This is a genomic window from Kocuria sp. KD4, from assembly GCF_011769905.1.
Taxonomy (GTDB): domain Bacteria; phylum Actinomycetota; class Actinomycetes; order Actinomycetales; family Micrococcaceae; genus Kocuria; species Kocuria marina.
Genome location: NZ_CP050449.1, coordinates 1,443,798 through 1,459,922, shown reverse-complemented (window position 1 = coordinate 1,459,922; position 16,125 = coordinate 1,443,798). Strand labels below are relative to the sequence as shown.

Genomic DNA, 16,125 nt, shown 5'->3' with positions numbered 1-16,125 from the left:
ATCAGTTCTCCGCGCCGACGAGGGCATCCGCGGGCGCGAGTTGTTCTTCCGCGGGCCGGGGCACAACGCGCAGTGGCGACGCCGGATCCTGCGGGTCGTCGTGTGTGAGTTCAACCTCGTAGAGCGCGCACAATTCGTCCAGCAAGGCGCGGCACTCGGCCTTCTGCTCCGCGGGCACGAACCGGTTGAACTTGTTGACGAGCCACCCGTCGAAGAACGCGTCCACCCGGGTATGGCAATAGGCGTCGTACAGCCCCTCCCGTCGGAGCCACTCCACCCGGTAGTGCTCCAGGGGGAGGTACTTGCGGAACAGGCTCGGCCCCACCGTGTTGATCATCGAGTTGGACACGGCCCCGTAATAGACGTGGATGGGCAGGCGGACCGTAGCGATCCGCCTGGCCCCGTGGAGCATCTGCTGGAACGCCAGGGAATCCTGGCCCAGGGCACCCACCGGTTGATGCAGACCGATGGCGCGCAACCATTGCGTGTTCGCCACGAGTGCCTGGATGCTCATGGGCTGGAAGTTGATCCGCTGCAGGGCGTCCTCCGGGACCATCAGACCGCCCGTGGGATCCTCCGGTAGGTTCTTCGTCAGGATTTTGACGTTCGAGACGTGCCGGCGGTACGAGGAGAGCTTGATCATGTCCCCGATCGCGAATTGCACCCCGAGCTCGCGGGCGGTCTCCAGCAACACGCGGAACCCATCGTTGAGCGCTTCGTTGTCCGGGTCCAAGTACGTGATGTAGGGCGCCGTCGCGAGTTTCAGTCCCTCGTTTCGCGGCCGGGACGCGCTGCCCGATCCGCCTGTCTCGAAGAAGTGGGCGCGCACGTTGTCGTACCGCGCCGCGAGTTCGCGCACCGCGAGCACCGTGTCGTGATCGGTGGAGCCGTCGTCGATGAGCAGGATCTCCATGTCCCTGAAGATCGTGGAGCGTTCCAGGGAGCGGAAGCACTTGGAGACCAGGTGTTTGCCGTTGTTGAACACCGGGACCACCACGGTCAACTGTGGGGCGTCGGTGAGCGTGACCTCGATGCGCTCGCCAACCCGGGGCCCCGCGCCGAACGGCGCGGTGCTGTAGGCCCGCCCCTCGATCCGCCCGGAGTCGAGCCAGGTCTGCAGCACCGGGGTGTCCGCCTGGACGCGGAGGCCGCTGCGAGCACTGCTGCGAACCCGGCCCGTGAGCTCGTGATCGTCGAGGCTCGTGATCCCGCCGTTCGTCTCGAAGCCGTTCTTCGTGGCCACGTCCACGTCCGCGTACCGGAACACGTTGAGCAGGTCGCGCACGTGGCCGCTCGCGTAGTCATGATCGGCGGACACGGGCACGACGACGTCGAAGTCGTCCCGGCGCTGCGCCAACTCGCCCCGAGTGAGGACGCTCACGAGTGCTGTCTGCGTGTCGGCGATCTCACGCGCGTGGTCGATCGTGGTGTCACCGTCCGGAACGACCGCCACTCGTTCGTGCAAGGACGCGACGGGGGCACCCACGGCGGAGAGCATGTCCGACATGCGCTGCCACGCCGTGTCGTGTTCCCACACGCGCCGCAAACCGTCGGACTGTGCGCGGTAGAGCCGCTCCCCCGTCATGCCGTCCAGGATGAGGGGTACCTCCCGCGGTCGGTCGATCAGCTGGACCTCGGGGTAACGATCGTTGACGGCGAGCGAGTAGTTGGAGAGAACGAACGCGCCCATCGCCTGCAGCTCCACCACTCGGTTGGCGTACATGGTCCCGGAATTGGTGACCGAGTTGAGGTTGAGATGGACGTCCACGCTGCGTTGGACCTTCATGAGTTCACGGTGGCCCAGCCCTGGGCCCACGTGGTCCACGAACTCCCGGGGGTAGAAGTACTTGGGATCGCCCAGGGACGAGTTCCGATCCACGATCAACAGATCCCGTCCGGCATCCAGGACGCCCGAGAACAGGAACCGCGCCGCCGATTGTCTTGCGGGGTACTTGTGAGAGAGCCAGGACCCGGCGAACAAGACTTCGGAGTGGCGTACCCGCCGGGATCCTACGGGCGTGTGCAGTAGGGGGTTGACACCGAAGGTCAGGGGGCGGATGTCCCCCACCTCGGGGCAATCCGCGGCGTAGCTCGGGATCATTTCCTGTGCGGAGGTGAAGATCACGTCCGCTTCCTGGGCGAGGGGACGGAACCGGGCGTAATTGGGCGGGTCTTCCTTGGAGTAGAAGATCACGGGCACATCGCGTGCGCGGAAGGCCGGGATGACCTCGGAGCGCACGAGCCCCGCGGACGCCGTGGTGCCGTGCCAGTCCTCGAACCGGCCCCGCCACGTGGATGTCAGGATGAGCACATCGCTGGTGCGAGCCACGTCCCGGAAGTTCTCCGGTGTCACGTACGTCATGTTCGCCGTGCCCTCGTACGTCTCGTACAGGAACGTGTCCGCGATCATGGCCACCCGGGCCGGGTGCGGGGTCAAGACACGGGTACCGGCGTGATCGGGCAGCCCCGCCACGGATTCCACGAGGTCGCGGACCTGCTCTGCTCGCCCGTTGTGTGACAACCACTCGGGATACTGCTCCTGCGTGATCACCGGGTTCAACCGGTCCGCGCGGTTACGGCGCGCGTAGTCCTTGAACGCCCGGGAGCGGAACCAGTGCCGGTCCGTTGCAGCCGTGGCTTCCCTCAACTGGAGTTCCTCGATCCGCGTGCGAACCTTGGCACGCCGTCGCTTCACCTGGTCTATGTTCATCGCCATGACCGCACCGCCTTCCGCAGCTTCCACACGCGTCGTTGCAGCCTGAAGGTGCGCGAGGCCCTGGTGCGCTCCCACTGTTCGCGGGCAGTGTCCCGCTCCTCACGCGTTTTACGGAGTTCGGACTCCAACCACCACACCTTCTTCAGGTAGGTCCGTTCCTGCGTCTTCAGTTGCTCGTCCCGGGACTCGAGGTTCTGGAAGAACCGGATCTCCTTCTCGTAACTGGCCACCAGTTCCTCGCTCAGTCGGCGAATTTCCTGCGCTTGTTGGGCCAGAAGGTCACTGAGGACATCGACCGCGTCGGCGTGGTCGGCGGCGGCGCCCACTGGGGTCGGGTGCGCATTCATGATCGTGGGCCTCCGATGGGGGCTAGGGCGCGGTCCAACTGCTCATGGACGGCGGCGGCGTCGAACGTGGATGTCGTGAAGTCGTGTGCGTTGTGGCTGAACGAACGGCGCGTCTCCGGGTCTCGCGAGAGATCCAGGATGCGTTGCGCCATCTCGTGGACGGACGGGACCAGCCATTCCCTGGGATAGATGAGATCCGCACCGGGCCAGTCCAGGGACACGGGAACACCGCCGGATGCTGCGACATCCGGGAGGGTCAGGTGGAATGACTCGTGGTCGCTTACCGAGATGCCGTATCCCACACCCCGGTACCACTCGGCCATGTCGTTGCCGTGCGGGTCGAAGCGGATGGCCTCCCGGTCGGCGCGTTGATTGAGCTCGTGGACGCGGCGGTAGCACGCCCGGTACCACTCGAGTTCCTCGGGTCGCTTGTGCATCCACTCGTAGTCCTCGGGACGCTTACCCTTGACCCGCAACGAGAACTCGGGATCCACGGCCACGAGCTGCTCCATGAGATCCACGGCGCGGTCGAGCCGTTTCAACTGAGGGACGATCCCCACGAACCCCACGGTCTTCAGCGCGCTCTCGTGCTTGTCACGGGCCAGGTCCGCCGTGCGGACCACGTTGGGGATCACCGTGCACGTGGCGCGAGGAAGCCCGTGACTCGTGATCGCGGCCTCGCGCATGAGATCACTCACGAACACGTACTGGGACACCTGCTCGTGTCGGATCCGGCGCAGGTAGGGCCCGCGCAATTCCTGCGCGTGAACCCGCACGATCAGCCGCTGGTGGTCGTTCACGTGTTCCGAGTACCAGATCGCATTGCCCAGACCCCATTCGCAGAACACCACGTCCGCTTCCGCGAGCAGCTCCGCGGAGCGCTGTTCATCGTGATGCGCGTGGTTGTCCCACTGATCCACCAGCACTCGTGCCCCTGCGGCACGAAGGTGATGCAGCCACGAGGAGATGAACTTCAGGTCGTGTCCCGCCACGAGGATCGTGCCGGCACGCTCCACCGCACTCTCACCGGACGGGGTGGCCACGAGCTGACGCGTGGGCTCGTCCGATGGCGGAAGCGTCACCGTGAGGGTGGCGGCCGAGTCCACGGCACGGAACGACGTGTCCGGGTCTTTCACGAGGGTCGCCCGAAGCATTCCCCAGGCATCGTGCGTGTTCGTACCGGGAACCGCGAACACTCGAGCATCCTCGTCCGCCCCGCGCGAGCGCCCTGCGATCTTGTCCCAGTATCCCCAGCGCGTGGTCTGCAGCAGGTCCTCCGCCCATGTCCGTGCAGGGTCCTCGGGCGGGTACGCCCAGAACTCGACGTCGTGGGGATAGGGTTCGCGATAGCCGAGCACGCGTACGCCGTGCGCCTCGAGCGCGGCGCGGGCAGCGGCGTCGTCGTCCGTCAACCGCACCGTGCTGGGCAGGACGGATTGACGCAGGATCCCCGGGACCTGTTCGGGGCGCGCGGTGAGACCCCACCGTGGCAGCGAGAACGCCTCGACCGGTAGACCCGCGGTACGTGCGAGGATCACCAGGGCTGTGTCCACCGTGTGCGCGCGCAAGACCGTGCGCAGCTGCAGCCACACCTCGCGCAACCGCTCTTCCGGATCGGCGCTCCATGCCCCCAGAAGAGCCTTGGCGTATGCCGCGTTGTTGGTGCAGGGAATGCCACCGTCGAACGTCTCGGTGATGCCCCGCGCCCAGCTCGAGAGGACCGCTCCCCCACACGCCGCGATCTCCACGACCCGGCGGGAGAACATGGTGGGTGAGTACGGGGCGGAATTGACGTTGAGGCTGGCCACGTGCGCGCGGTAGCTGTCGATCACCTCGTCGTAGGGCAATGCCCCCCGCACCCATTGCCTGAACTCGGGTGGGAATCGGTACGGTGAGTCCGGGATGGCCAATTGCCGGTCGTAAACGGCCAGCCCGTACGGCTTGGCCGTGCCGAGCAATTGCTCGAGCTGCTGGGAGCGCTCGGGGTATCGCTGCCCGTAGTAGGTCCCGGCATAGGCAATGGTGTCCTCCGGCGCCCGTGCACCCGGGAGGGGGTTGTGGATCGCGGGTTGGGCATAGAAGGGTAGGGAAGAGGACGTAACGGCGCGACCGCCGCTCAGGAAACGCGCTGTGTGAAGATACTCCGGGATCATGTCCGCGTCCGTGGTGAACACGTGATCGCACAGCGCCCCGGTCCTGCGGAACCGGTTGATGTGCACCGGATCCTCTTTGTTCCAGAACACGGTGGGAATCCCGGCGTGGCGGCACCGCGCCAGGAGGTCCCGCAGCTGCGTGTGCTCCTCGTCCGAGTAGTACCCCACCCTGTGATGCCACGCACCGCCGTTGCCCGACCACGCCGATTCGACGAACACCAGGTCCAGGTTCTCGCCGGCCAGCTGCTCGGCGTAATCGGCCGGGCCGAGCGGGATGATCGTGGCCGAGCGGCGCAGGGTCTCCGTGGTGAATTCGTCCGCGATCAGACCGATCCGCAGATCCTTGAGGGACCGGCCACCGTGTGCCAGGGCGTCGTGGTCCGCCGTGGCCTGGGCATAGACCCGGCGGACCACCGGGCCGAGGTTCCTCCACTGCCGCTCGTCCACGGCCCACAGACGGCCGGCTTGCCCCTGCGACACGCGCAGTTCAGGATCCTCGATGAGCTTCTGCAGCGCGTTCGCGAGGGACTTGGGGTTCCCGGCTCGGCTCAGCAGACCGCGCGGCCCGGCGCTCTCTCCCTCCACGGCACCCACGAGTGCACGGTGCGGTGAGACGTCCGAGAGCACCACCGGTTTGGCTGCGCTGAACGCCTCGAGTGGCTTGAGCGGCGAAACCATCTCCGTCACGGGCAAGCTGGTGCGGGGGCACGCCACGATGTCCACGCAGCTCATGAACCGGGCGATCTCACTCGCGGGCCGCCGGCCCACGAATTTCACTCGCGACTGCAGCTTGTTGCGGACCTGATAACTCTTCAGGTCGGGGTACACCCCTCCGGAGCCGGCGATCACCACCTGGAAGTCCACCTTGCGCCCGCGCAGGATGTTGGCCGCTTGCAGCAGCGTGTCCAGACCCTCGTAGGCCACGAGCGAGCCCGCAAACCCGATCACGGGCACATCCGTGCGGATCCCGCGTTTCGCGGCGTAGCCGGTATCCCGGGGCAGCGGCAGGAATTCATCCGTGTTCACACCATTGGGCAGCAGCGTGATCTTGTTCTCGGACACCCCACGGCGCACGAGTTCGTCCGCGACCTCTTGCGTAATGGCCAGCACGGCATCCGCCTCACGAGCGACCAGGGTCTCCATGGCTGCCTGGTTCACATACCGCTGCGTCTCGTCCCATCCCGGTTTCAGAGAGGCCTCCGTGACCTCCCACAGACCCCTCACCTCGTACACGAACGGCACACCGAGCCGCCGGGCGGCGACCAGCGCCGGAAGCGCGTTGAGGTAGTTCGACGCCGCATGGATCACGGACGGGCGCAGCAACCGGGCCTGCCGCACCACGGCATCGGCCGCGACATTGACGTAGACGTCCGGCGCGAGGTGGTTGATGTTGCCTTCCGGCACGTGCACCCAGTCCACGCCGTTGCGCGTTTCCACGTGGCGCCGCTTGCGAGGCTTGGCGCGCGAGGTCGAGATGTCCCACGGATAGCCCGAGCGCCCCATCACGGTCACGTCAGCGCCGGCGGCCTTCAGCCCGGCCACCACTCCCTCAGTGCGAACGCTGTACCCGTTCGAATGGAAGATCGGCGTGGAGTACGCGCAGTACAGGATGCGTTGCCGCTCGGGCAGGTACGCCGCACCGCGGGAGCGCGGGGGCACGAGTCGCGCCGCCGTGCGGTCCAGTGCCACGGTGCCCAGGATGCGGTCGGTCAAGTAGCGCTGTTTCTCGGTGAGATCCGGCAGCAGGCCGCGGTGGCGGTCGACCAGTTCCGCCGCACGTGCGATGTCCCCTTCGCGGTACCACAGCCGGTTGAGGGCAGCGGACAAGTGCGCCGCGGTGGGCTCGGCCTCCAGGGTGGCCAGGACGTCCTCGAGGGAGGGCTCGACCTCTGCGGTCGGTTCGGTACCGGCCGACGACGCGTGGGGCGTCTGGTACGACGGGCCGGTGGCCGCGGCGTCGTCGTGAACCCGGGTTGCTGGGCTCGTGGCGGCCGCCGACGTACCGTCCTCGACCGGGGCCCCGGTTCCGTCGCCGGCGGGTTCCGCGGCAGACTCCGATGCCCGTTCCTCCGTAGTCGTCGACGAGGCGGCCAATGTGCGGTTCTGCGCGGTGAGCTTCTCGATCCGAGACCGGGCCGTGGCGGCCGCGGCCTCCAAGGACCGGATCCTGCGTTGTGCTGCTTCCAGCTGATCGAACGTGCCACGCGGATCCCGGGCGACCTGGCGGTACACCAGTTCCCGCAACCGGGCCGGATCGCGGCGTTCGTCTGGATGCATGGGGGTGCTCCTGGGGGATACGGCGCGCCGGGGGTGCGCGCGAGAAGACGATGCGGGGGCGGCGGGGACGGTGCTCCCACCGCCCCCGCCTCAGTGACTCAGCGCCACAGACCCTTGGTGTCCACCACGGCCTTGCCCTTCAGAGCGGTGGCCGGCAGGGTCTTGAACTCGTCGTGGTCCACGAGCAGCAGGACCACGTCCGCGCGCTCGATGGCGTCCTGGTAGTCCGCGAACTCCACATTCGCCAGGCCTTGCAGACCCTTCGGCAGCTCGGAGACATTCGGCTCCACGGCCAGGACCGTCGCGTGGCTCACGTGCTCGGCCAGGTCCTTGGTGATGTTCATGGCCGGGGATTCACGGAGGTCGTCGATGTTGGCCTTGAACGCGAGGCCCAGGGCTGCGATCACCGGGGACTCCACGTGGGAGCAGGCTTCCTCCACCTTGGAGATGACCCACTTCGGCTTACCATCGTTGACCTCGCGGGCGGTGCGGATCAGGTTGGAGTTCTCCCGGTCCGCGGCCACGATGAACCAGGGGTCCACCGCGATGCAGTGCCCGCCCACACCGGGGCCGGGCTGCAGGATGTTCACGCGCGGGTGGTGGTTGGCCAGCTCGATGAGCTCCCACACGTCGATGCCCAACGTGTCCGCGATCAGGGACAGCTCGTTCGCGAACGCGATGTTCACGTCACGGAACGAGTTCTCCGTGAGCTTGGACAACTCCGCCGTGACGTCGTCCGTGGCGAGCAGTTCACCCTGACAGAAGGACGCGTAGACCTCCTTGGCGCGGCGCGCGGCCTCGGGGGTGCTGCCGCCGATGATGCGGTCGTTGCTGATCAGTTCCTCGAGCGCCTTGCCCGGCAGGATGCGCTCGGGGCAGTACGCGAAGTACACCACGGGCTTGCCGTCCTCGCCGTCCAGGGACAGGTCCGGCCGCAGCTCCATGATCTTACGGGCGAGCGTCTGGGTGGTGCGCGGCGGGGAGGTGGATTCGAGGATCACGGTCTCGTCCCCGCGCAGCTGCGGGGCGATGGATTCCGCGGCGGAGAGGATGTAGGACAGGTCGCCCTCGTAGTTCTCCTTGAACGGGGTGGGCACCGCGATCACGAACGCGTCACCGTGCTGCATCTCGGTCGTCGCGGTGAGTTGGCCGCTGTCGATCGCCTTCTTGAGCTGCTCCTCGAGCCCCGACTCCACGATCGTGACCTCGCCGCGCTGGATCCGCTCCACCGCGGAGGCGTTCACGTCCACGCCGTGGACCCGCACCCCGTGATTCGCCATGACCACCGCGGTGGGTAGACCGATGTACCCCAGCCCCACGAACACGACTTCCAACGGCTCACTCATTGACGCACCTCACCACGCGTTTGCTGGTTCGTTCCGATTGACCGGAACTTCCATTCATTTTCAACGTAAACATGCAGAATCCTTAGGATCATATCGTCACATGACGGGTGCTGTCCCCGAACATGACGACACGTCCCGAGGCCAGCGCAGCGGCGTCGGACACCTGCCACGTGTGGCTGTCCGAGCCGCGGAACTGGACGAAATTGAAGCGGTCCGCCGAGTAGATGACGTAGCCGGCTTCGCGCACCGCGGCCAGGAAGGACGTGTCCTCCCCCGTGCTGCGCCGCTGGAACGGGATCTGCCGGAAGACCTCGCGGTAGCCCGTGATCGTGGGCCCCATGACGAAGTCCGTGTATCGGTGCTCGCGGTGTGGGAAGCGCACCAGGGTGGCGTCCTGAGACTCCACGTACATGTAGTGCCCCTGCTTGCCCACCACGTCCGCGTTTGCGTAACGCAGGGCGTCCAGGAGGTCGGCGAGGTAGCGCGGGGCGTAGTAGTCGTCGTCGTCCATCTTGGACAGCACGTCCCCGGTGGCGTGCTCGACCGCGAGGTTGAGGCACTCCCCCAGCGTGAGGGACGCGTCCGCGGCCACGGTGGTCACGCGCTGGATCCCGCAGTCCTCGACGACGCGCTGGACGTCCCGCGCCCGCGGGTCGAAGCCGTGGGCCACGAGCACCACGTCCAGCTCCACGTCCACCTGGGCCGCGATCCCGCGCAGGGCGTCCGGGAGTCGATGCGGGCGGTTGGTGCACAGCAACACGGTGACGTTGGGCCGGGTGCGGGCGACGGCGAGCTGCGGGACGGCGCGTTCCACAATCGTCTCCACGCGGTGCGTGTAAGTGTGCTGCGCCCAGATCTCGCGCTGCGCGCGGTGGACCATGCGATCTGCCAGTTCCGGGCTGCGCACGAGGGCACGGATGACGTCCGCGGCGTGCTCGCGGTCCGCAACAACGGACAGTTGGTCGTGGGAGAAATACCGTCGCACGGCCTCGGACGGTGTGGAGACCACGGGGGTGCCGCACGCGGTGATCTCGAAGATCCTCCGCGCGCACATGGACGGGGAATCCACGACCGAGTTCACGTTGAGGAAGACCCGGTACGCCTTGTAGGCGGTGAGCATCTGGTCGTAACCCAGCGAGCCCACCACATGCTGGTCCAGGGGCTCGGGGAACTGGTAGCGCTCGTCCTGGCCCAGGTAGCGGGAGAAGATCTCGAGCCCCCTGTCAAGTTTCGCCGAGGCATCATGTGCGCCGCCGAGCAGCACGTCCATCTGCTCGCGCCGCTCGGGGAACTTGTGGGCGAAGTACATCCCCCCGAAGGCCACGTCCCGTTCGTGGAACCCGTTGCGGGGCCGCGCGGGGTTGTGCACGGCGGGTTGCGCAGCGAAGGGCAGCACCCCCACGCGCTCATGCCCCAGGTCCCGGTGGTAGTCGGGAATCTTGTTGACGTCCGTGGTGAACACGGTGTCGAACAGTCGCGCGCACTCCAGGAAGTCCTCGTAGTGCGGCGGGTCCTCCTTGTTCCAGAACACCGTAGGGATCCCCTGCTCGCGGCAGTGGGCCACGAGCTCGCGCATCGACTCCTTCACGCCCGAGGTCCCGGTGAGCTGGTACTGCCACTCGTCCGCGTTGCCGTGCCACGCGGACTCCACGAACAGCAGGTCCACGGGCTGCGCAGCCAGTTCGGCGCGCCAGTTCCGCCGTGTGAGCACCACCTGGTGCCACTCGTAGTGGAAGGCACGCAAGGAGAAGTCGTCCAGGATCACCGCGGCGGTGAGGTCCCCGCGCACCGGTTCGCGCTCGGGCCACTCCTGCGCCGTGAACGAGACCGTGCGCTGCGCGCCGTCGTTCCCGGCGGAGGCGGCGTCGCGGCCGGCTCCGGTGACGACGGCGCTCGCGGACGGTCCCGCGGGCAGTCCCGCCCGGCGCCGGTAGGTCCGCCACTGGGACACCCCGCCGTGGCGCAGGTGCCACAACTGGGTGCGCAGATCACCGGTCAGCGAGCGGGGACTCACGCGTGCACCTCCCGCAGTTCGGTGCGCACGAGCCGATCCATCAGCTCGAACTTACGTTTGTGGGCGGCCAGGTTGTTGCCGGCGGCGAGCTGCTTCATGAACTGCTCGTACTCCTCCGTGACGGTCTCGGGGTCCCCGTCCATGAGTGTGTCCCCCTGGTCCAGCCACACCACCCGGGTGCACATCTCCCGTACCTCGTTCATCGAGTGGGACACGAACAGCACACACCCGGCTTGTTCGCGGATCTGGGCCATGCGGGCCTGCCCGCGTTCGCGGAACTGGGCGTCCCCGGTGGACAGAGCCTCGTCCAGGATGAGGATGTGCGGGTCTGTGGCGGTGGCCACGGCGAACCGCAAGCGCGCGGCCATCCCGGAGGAGTACGCCTTCATGGGCCAGTGGATGGCTTTGCCCAGCGCAGCTACCTCCACGAGCTCGGGCAACAATTCGTCCACCCGGCGCGGGTGCATACCCTGCGCCAGGCAGCCCAGGCGGATGTTCTTCTCCCCGGACAGCGCCGGGACCAGGGAGACGTTGACCCCCAGTTTCACGGGGGTGTCCACCGAATAGACCCGCCCCGACGTAGGATTCATCTGCCCGGCCACGATGTTCATGAGCGTGGACTTCCCGGACCCGTTGCGCCCGATGAACCCCACGAACTCGCCCTGGTGTACCGCGAGCGTGACGTCGTGGACGGCCAGGTTACGCACGATCGGGGGCCGCCCGAGCGCTCGCCGGGCCCATCGCACCGGCGCGGAGACCGGGACCTCGTCCCCACCGCCCGTGGACGTGACGTTGTAGATCATGCTCACGTGGTCGATCACCACGGCGGGCCCGGCGCCGGGTTCCCGCGCAGGTGCGGGAGCGCCGTCGCCGGGGGCGGGAGCGCCCTCGCCGGGGGCGGGCACACCGCTGAGGCGCTGCGCGGAAACGCCCGACTTACCCGGGGTGTGCGACGCGACGTCGTCGTGCCTAGCGTTCATCCGCGTAGCTCTCCTCGTTGCGCCAGAACACGAGGAAACCGATGATCAGGATCCCGAGGGATGCCGTGACCAACACGGCCCACGAGGACCAGCTGGGAACCTGCGCGCGCAGCACCAGATCGCGGCTGATGTAGAGCACCTGGTACAGGGGGTTGAAGTGGAACAGGGCCAGAATGCGCTCGTCGTCCACGAAGCGGGAAGGGTCGTAGAAGATGCCGGACGAGTACATCCACAGCCGCATGACGAAGGACAGGATGTTGGAGACGTCCGGGATCCGGTGCACCGCCGGGGCCAGGAGCATGCCCAGTCCCCAGTTGAAGATGCTCTGCAGTACGAAGACGGGGATCAGCAGCAGCCACGTCCACGAGATGGGCTCCAGGGGCGGGACGATCAGCAGGAACACCAGGATCGCCGCGAGAGCGTAGAGCTGGGTCATGGCATCCCGCACCACGATGGACAGCGTGAGCGCGGCACGCGGGAACATGAAGCCACGCACGAGCGCCTTGGCGGAGGTCATGGAGCGGGAGACCGAGACCACGGAGCGAGAGCTGTACATGAACATCGTCAGACCGAGCACGATGAACGCCACGAAGTTGTCGATCCCGCGTCCGGTACGCAGCAGCAGTCCGAAGATCACATAGAACGTAAAGCCCAGTAGCAGTGGGTTGAGCACGATCCACACCTTGCCCAGCAGGGTGTGGTCCTGGCTCACGGCCAGGCGGACACGGGCGTCGTAGAGGATGAAGTGACGGGAGCCCCACAGGTCCTGGAGGTACTTACGCAGGGGCGGGCGGGCGCCCACGGCGTGCATCGCGGTGGGGTCGAAGGTCTCGACGGTGCGGTCCTCCGGTTGCCCGTGTCCCCCGCTGACCTGGGCGGTGCTGCTAGTCATGCGTCGGTCTCCTCGGGGGGTGGGTAGCCGTCCGGGGGACGTCTTTATTCAATTCACCATATCGCGTGGAGGCCTGCTGGGCGATCACCCGCCACGTCCTGTGTGCGACCACCCAGTCCCGTCCGGCGTTCGCGAGGCGTTCGCGGCGCTCGGGGTCCCGGGCCAGGCCGAACAGTGTCTCGGCAAGGGTGTCCGGGTCCTCGGGCGGTGTGAGCAGCCCGGTCTCGTCGTGGCGCACGCTCTCGCGCAGGGCGGGCAGATCACTTGCGACCACGGCGGTGCGCGCAGCCATGGCCTCGACCGGCTTCAGCGGGGTCACCGCGCGGGTCACGGAGCGGTCCTTGCGCGGGATCACAAAGACGTCCAGGGCCGCGGTGTACTGCGGTGCGAGGGCTCGGTCCACGCGGCCGGTGAAGGTCACGACGTCCTCGAGACCGAGCTCGCGGGCCAACCGCTGCAGGGTGGGGCGGGCCACGCCGTCCCCCACCACGAGCACCGCCAGGGACGGTACGTGCGGGCGCAGTTGGGCCGCGGCGCGCAACAGGTCATCAATGCCCTCGTAGTCCACCACGGAGGTCACGGTGCCGATCAGAAACGTCTCCTGGGCGAGGCCCAGGGCGGCGCGGGCGTCGTGTCGGGACGGTGCGTTCTCCACGAGGGCCCCGCCCACGGCGTTGGGGGCCAGGTCCACGCGCAGGGGGTTTTCGGAGGCGGATGCCGGTGTAGGCAGCTCCTCGAGTCGCCGGGCCATTTCCGTGCCCAGCGTCACGGTGCGGTCCGCGGTGGTCACGGCCCACGCCTCGCGAGCCTGGAAGCGCTCGTAGCGCTCGGACGTGAGGGCCTCCGGCGGACGGGTCGCGGCCCACGTGTCCGCGAGGAGTCCGCGAACCTCGTAGACCCACGGGATACCCAAAGCCTGGGCCACCGCGTGTACGGCCAACGCGTTGACATAGTGGCTCGTGGTGTGCAGGACAGCGGGCCGCGTGCGCAGCGCGAGCTCCAGCAGCGCGTGCGCGTGTTGCTGCACACGTCCCGTGGCGGTCGCGGACAGCCGCCGCGGGAGCACGCGGTGGTACGGGATCCCGTCCACGACGTCTGTGTGGCGGGCGAGCACCTTGCCCACCTGCACGGGGTACCCCGGGCGGGTCATGGCGTGGACGTCCCACCCCTCGTCCCGCAGTGCGGTGAGGTACGAGTGCGAGCGCTGCGCGTAGCCGCTCGCGGTGTGCGGTAGGGAGTTGGTCACGGCGTAGAGCACGGTGCGGTCCCTGGGCCGGTAATCGCGGACAGGTTCCAGCCGCGGGAAGAAGTCGCCCAGCAGGTCCCGCTCGGCGGCCAGGCGGCGCGCGAGGGCTCGTTCACCGCGGGTAGCCCGCCGGAGGGCCTCGGCGTCGCCCAGCACCTCCACGGCGCGGTCCACATTGCCGTGGTACCACTCGAGGCGCGCGCGGGTCGCAGCCGCTCCCGGATGGTCGGCGGGGAGTACGGCGAGCAAGCTCGCGGTGAGGCCGGTGTCCCCCATGCTCAGGGCCACTTCCGCGCCGCCGCGTAACGACGCCGCTGTGTCCCCGTTCCTGCCCCCCCGCGCCAGGGCGCCCAGCGCCGTTCTCGGCCGCGGCGGGCCCGGACGCGTCTGGTCCGGCCCTGCATGTTCCCGGTGCTCGTGACCCGGGTCCCCCGCGGAGGCGAGGGCGCGGGAGAGGGCGGCGCGAGCGGCGTCGTCGTCCCCCAGGACATGCAGGGCGGTGGCCCGGGCGGCGAGACAACGCGGGCCGGGAACCCGTGAGAGGATCCGGGCCGCGGGGGTGACCCAGCGCCGCGGCAACCGGCGGGAGACCTGCAACCAGAAGACCACGGGGTCGTCGGTGACGTGCTGGCCGATCGTGCGAGCCGTGAGCCACGAGTTGACCGCGAGTTCACGGGACCGTTCGCGGCGCCGTGAGCTCATGAGGCCATCCGCTCGACGCCACCGAGGCTCCCGCCCTCGACGCCCTGGCGTCGAGAGGCGTGGTCGGTATCAGGGGTGCCGGAATCCGCCTCGGCGGCGGGACGACCCTGCGCAGCGCCGCCGTCGGCCGTACGGGCGGTGAACGGCGACTCGCGCGAACCCGCCCCCGCGACGCCGCGCGTGACGGCACGCAGCACCCTGCCCAGGCGGGGCAGCACGCCCTGACCGCACACGCGGGAATACTCGCGGACGGTGGCGCGCAGGTGCTGGTCGTACTGCACGGACAGGTCCGCGTAGTCCGCGTTGTGCCGCACCCATTCCCGGCCGGACCCACTGGGGACCAGCCGCGAACGATCGGCCTCGAGCGCGCGCCACAGCGCGGCGATCCGCTCGGGATCGGAGGCCACGATGTCCCCCTCGCCCGCGTCGGTGAGCACGTGGGCGGCCTCGCCGCGAACGACCGCGGTGATGTGCCGGCCCACGGCGAGCACCTCGTAGGTCTTGGAGGGGATGGTGTCCTCGAACGACTTCCAGTCGTCACGCAGGGAGATCACGACCGAATCCGCGTCGCGATAACGCTCGAACACGCGCTCGCGGTACTCCGGGGGCAGGAACTCCACGTTGGCGCCGAGCCGGTGCGCCAGCTGCTGCAGTGCGGGCTTGCGGCTGCCGTGACCCACGAGTGTGAGACGGACCGAGTCCCCGGCCAGGTGGGCGGCGCGGATGAGCCGGTCCAGGGACTGGGACTCGCCGTGGTTGCCCAGGTACAGCACCCGCAGCCCGCGCCGTCGTGCCGGAGGCGGGGGCAGCTGCGGTGTGCGCTCCAGGAGGATGCCGTTGCGCACCGTGACCACGTTGTGCACCCCTCGTTCGCGCAGGGTGCTCGCGAAACCCTGGGTCACCGTGACCACGAGGTCCGCGCGGTTCTGCACGTACACCACGGCGCGGTTGACCACGGACTTGGACCCGCCGCGCACCAGGGAGGCGTCCTCGGCCAGGTTGGGCCACGCGTCCCGCATCTCCACGACCAGGGGGATCCCCTTGACGCGCGCCACGAGCAACGCGGACGCCAGCAACGGTAACGACGGCGCCGTGACCACCACGATGTTTTGGCGGCCCGTGAACAGCCCGCGCGCCACGGACGCGGCCGCGCTCACGAGCTGGTCCAGCAACTTCCCGGCACGATTGTCCCCGAGGAACACGTAGGGCACCCGGTAGATGTGTTCACCCAGGAACCCCGCCTGCCGCCGCCACGCCCGACCGCGCGTCTGCGTCGAGTAGTCCGGGCCCGCCCCGTAGTGCGCCACGGGACACACCACGGACACGGTCCACCCCCGCTCCCGCAGGTGGCTCACGAGCGAGTACCACCGCCGCTGGGGCGGCGAGTGCTCGGGCCAGTAAGAACTGGCCATGAGCAGCACCCTCAACGGAGGCTGCTCACCCGGTGAGGTA

Annotated in this window: 9 protein-coding genes; all 9 read right to left on the bottom strand. The window is 68.3% G+C overall.

Annotated elements, in window-relative coordinates; all coding sequences use genetic code 11:
- Position 1: 1 nt before the first annotated feature.
- Entirely contained in the window at positions 2 to 2,716 is a 2,715-nt protein-coding gene (locus HBK84_RS06635; protein ID WP_240918816.1) for a glycosyltransferase, read from the bottom strand.
- On the bottom strand, positions 2,707 to 3,063 hold the full coding sequence (locus HBK84_RS06630; protein WP_131332923.1) for a hypothetical protein: 357 nt from the start codon (positions 3,061 to 3,063) through the stop codon (positions 2,707 to 2,709). The genes HBK84_RS06635 and HBK84_RS06630 overlap by 10 nt, the downstream gene beginning before the upstream one ends.
- Positions 3,060 to 7,493 carry a glycosyltransferase gene (locus HBK84_RS06625; RefSeq protein WP_167318484.1) on the bottom strand — a complete coding sequence of 1,478 codons (4,434 nt, stop codon included), beginning with the start codon at positions 7,491 to 7,493 and terminating at the stop codon, positions 3,060 to 3,062. Before HBK84_RS06625 ends, HBK84_RS06630 begins: the two co-directional genes overlap by 4 nt.
- Before the next feature lie 98 nt (positions 7,494 to 7,591).
- A complete protein-coding gene (wecC, locus tag HBK84_RS06620) occupies positions 7,592 to 8,839 on the bottom strand; it encodes a UDP-N-acetyl-D-mannosamine dehydrogenase (protein ID WP_167318483.1) in 1,248 nt (415 codons plus the stop codon).
- An 88-nt stretch (positions 8,840 to 8,927) separates the two neighbouring features.
- The gene (locus tag HBK84_RS06615; RefSeq protein WP_167318482.1) at positions 8,928 to 10,853 is read right to left on the bottom strand and encodes a glycosyltransferase; all 1,926 of its coding nucleotides are present in this window, start codon (positions 10,851 to 10,853) and stop codon (positions 8,928 to 8,930) included.
- Entirely contained in the window at positions 10,850 to 11,833 is a 984-nt protein-coding gene (locus HBK84_RS06610; RefSeq protein WP_240918813.1) for an ABC transporter ATP-binding protein, read from the bottom strand. The genes HBK84_RS06615 and HBK84_RS06610 overlap by 4 nt, the downstream gene beginning before the upstream one ends.
- Complete coding sequence (locus HBK84_RS06605; RefSeq protein ID WP_240918811.1) at positions 11,823 to 12,725, bottom strand: ABC transporter permease; 903 nt, start codon at positions 12,723 to 12,725, stop codon at positions 11,823 to 11,825. The genes HBK84_RS06610 and HBK84_RS06605 overlap by 11 nt, the downstream gene beginning before the upstream one ends.
- Positions 12,718 to 14,673: a glycosyltransferase family 4 protein gene (locus HBK84_RS06600; RefSeq protein ID WP_167318481.1), complete on the bottom strand. Its 1,956-nt coding sequence runs from the start codon at positions 14,671 to 14,673 to the stop codon at positions 12,718 to 12,720. Before HBK84_RS06600 ends, HBK84_RS06605 begins: the two co-directional genes overlap by 8 nt.
- On the bottom strand, positions 14,670 to 16,085 hold the full coding sequence (locus HBK84_RS06595; RefSeq protein ID WP_240918809.1) for a glycosyltransferase family 4 protein: 1,416 nt from the start codon (positions 16,083 to 16,085) through the stop codon (positions 14,670 to 14,672). Before HBK84_RS06595 ends, HBK84_RS06600 begins: the two co-directional genes overlap by 4 nt.
- Positions 16,086 to 16,125: the final 40 nt, after the last annotated feature.

Coding starts and splice junctions, on each gene's coding strand:
- HBK84_RS06635 (WP_240918816.1), bottom strand. CDS start 2,716: ATGGCGATGAACATAGACCAGGTGAAGCGACGGCGTGCCAAGGTTCGC.
- HBK84_RS06630 (WP_131332923.1), bottom strand. CDS start 3,063: ATGAATGCGCACCCGACCCCAGTGGGCGCCGCCGCCGACCACGCCGAC.
- HBK84_RS06625 (WP_167318484.1), bottom strand. CDS start 7,493: ATGCATCCAGACGAACGCCGCGATCCGGCCCGGTTGCGGGAACTGGTG.
- wecC (WP_167318483.1), bottom strand. CDS start 8,839: ATGAGTGAGCCGTTGGAAGTCGTGTTCGTGGGGCTGGGGTACATCGGT.
- HBK84_RS06610 (WP_240918813.1), bottom strand. CDS start 11,833: ATGAACGCTAGGCACGACGACGTCGCGTCGCACACCCCGGGTAAGTCG.
- HBK84_RS06605 (WP_240918811.1), bottom strand. CDS start 12,725: ATGACTAGCAGCACCGCCCAGGTCAGCGGGGGACACGGGCAACCGGAG.
- HBK84_RS06600 (WP_167318481.1), bottom strand. CDS start 14,673: ATGAGCTCACGGCGCCGCGAACGGTCCCGTGAACTCGCGGTCAACTCG.
- HBK84_RS06595 (WP_240918809.1), bottom strand. CDS start 16,085: ATGGCCAGTTCTTACTGGCCCGAGCACTCGCCGCCCCAGCGGCGGTGG.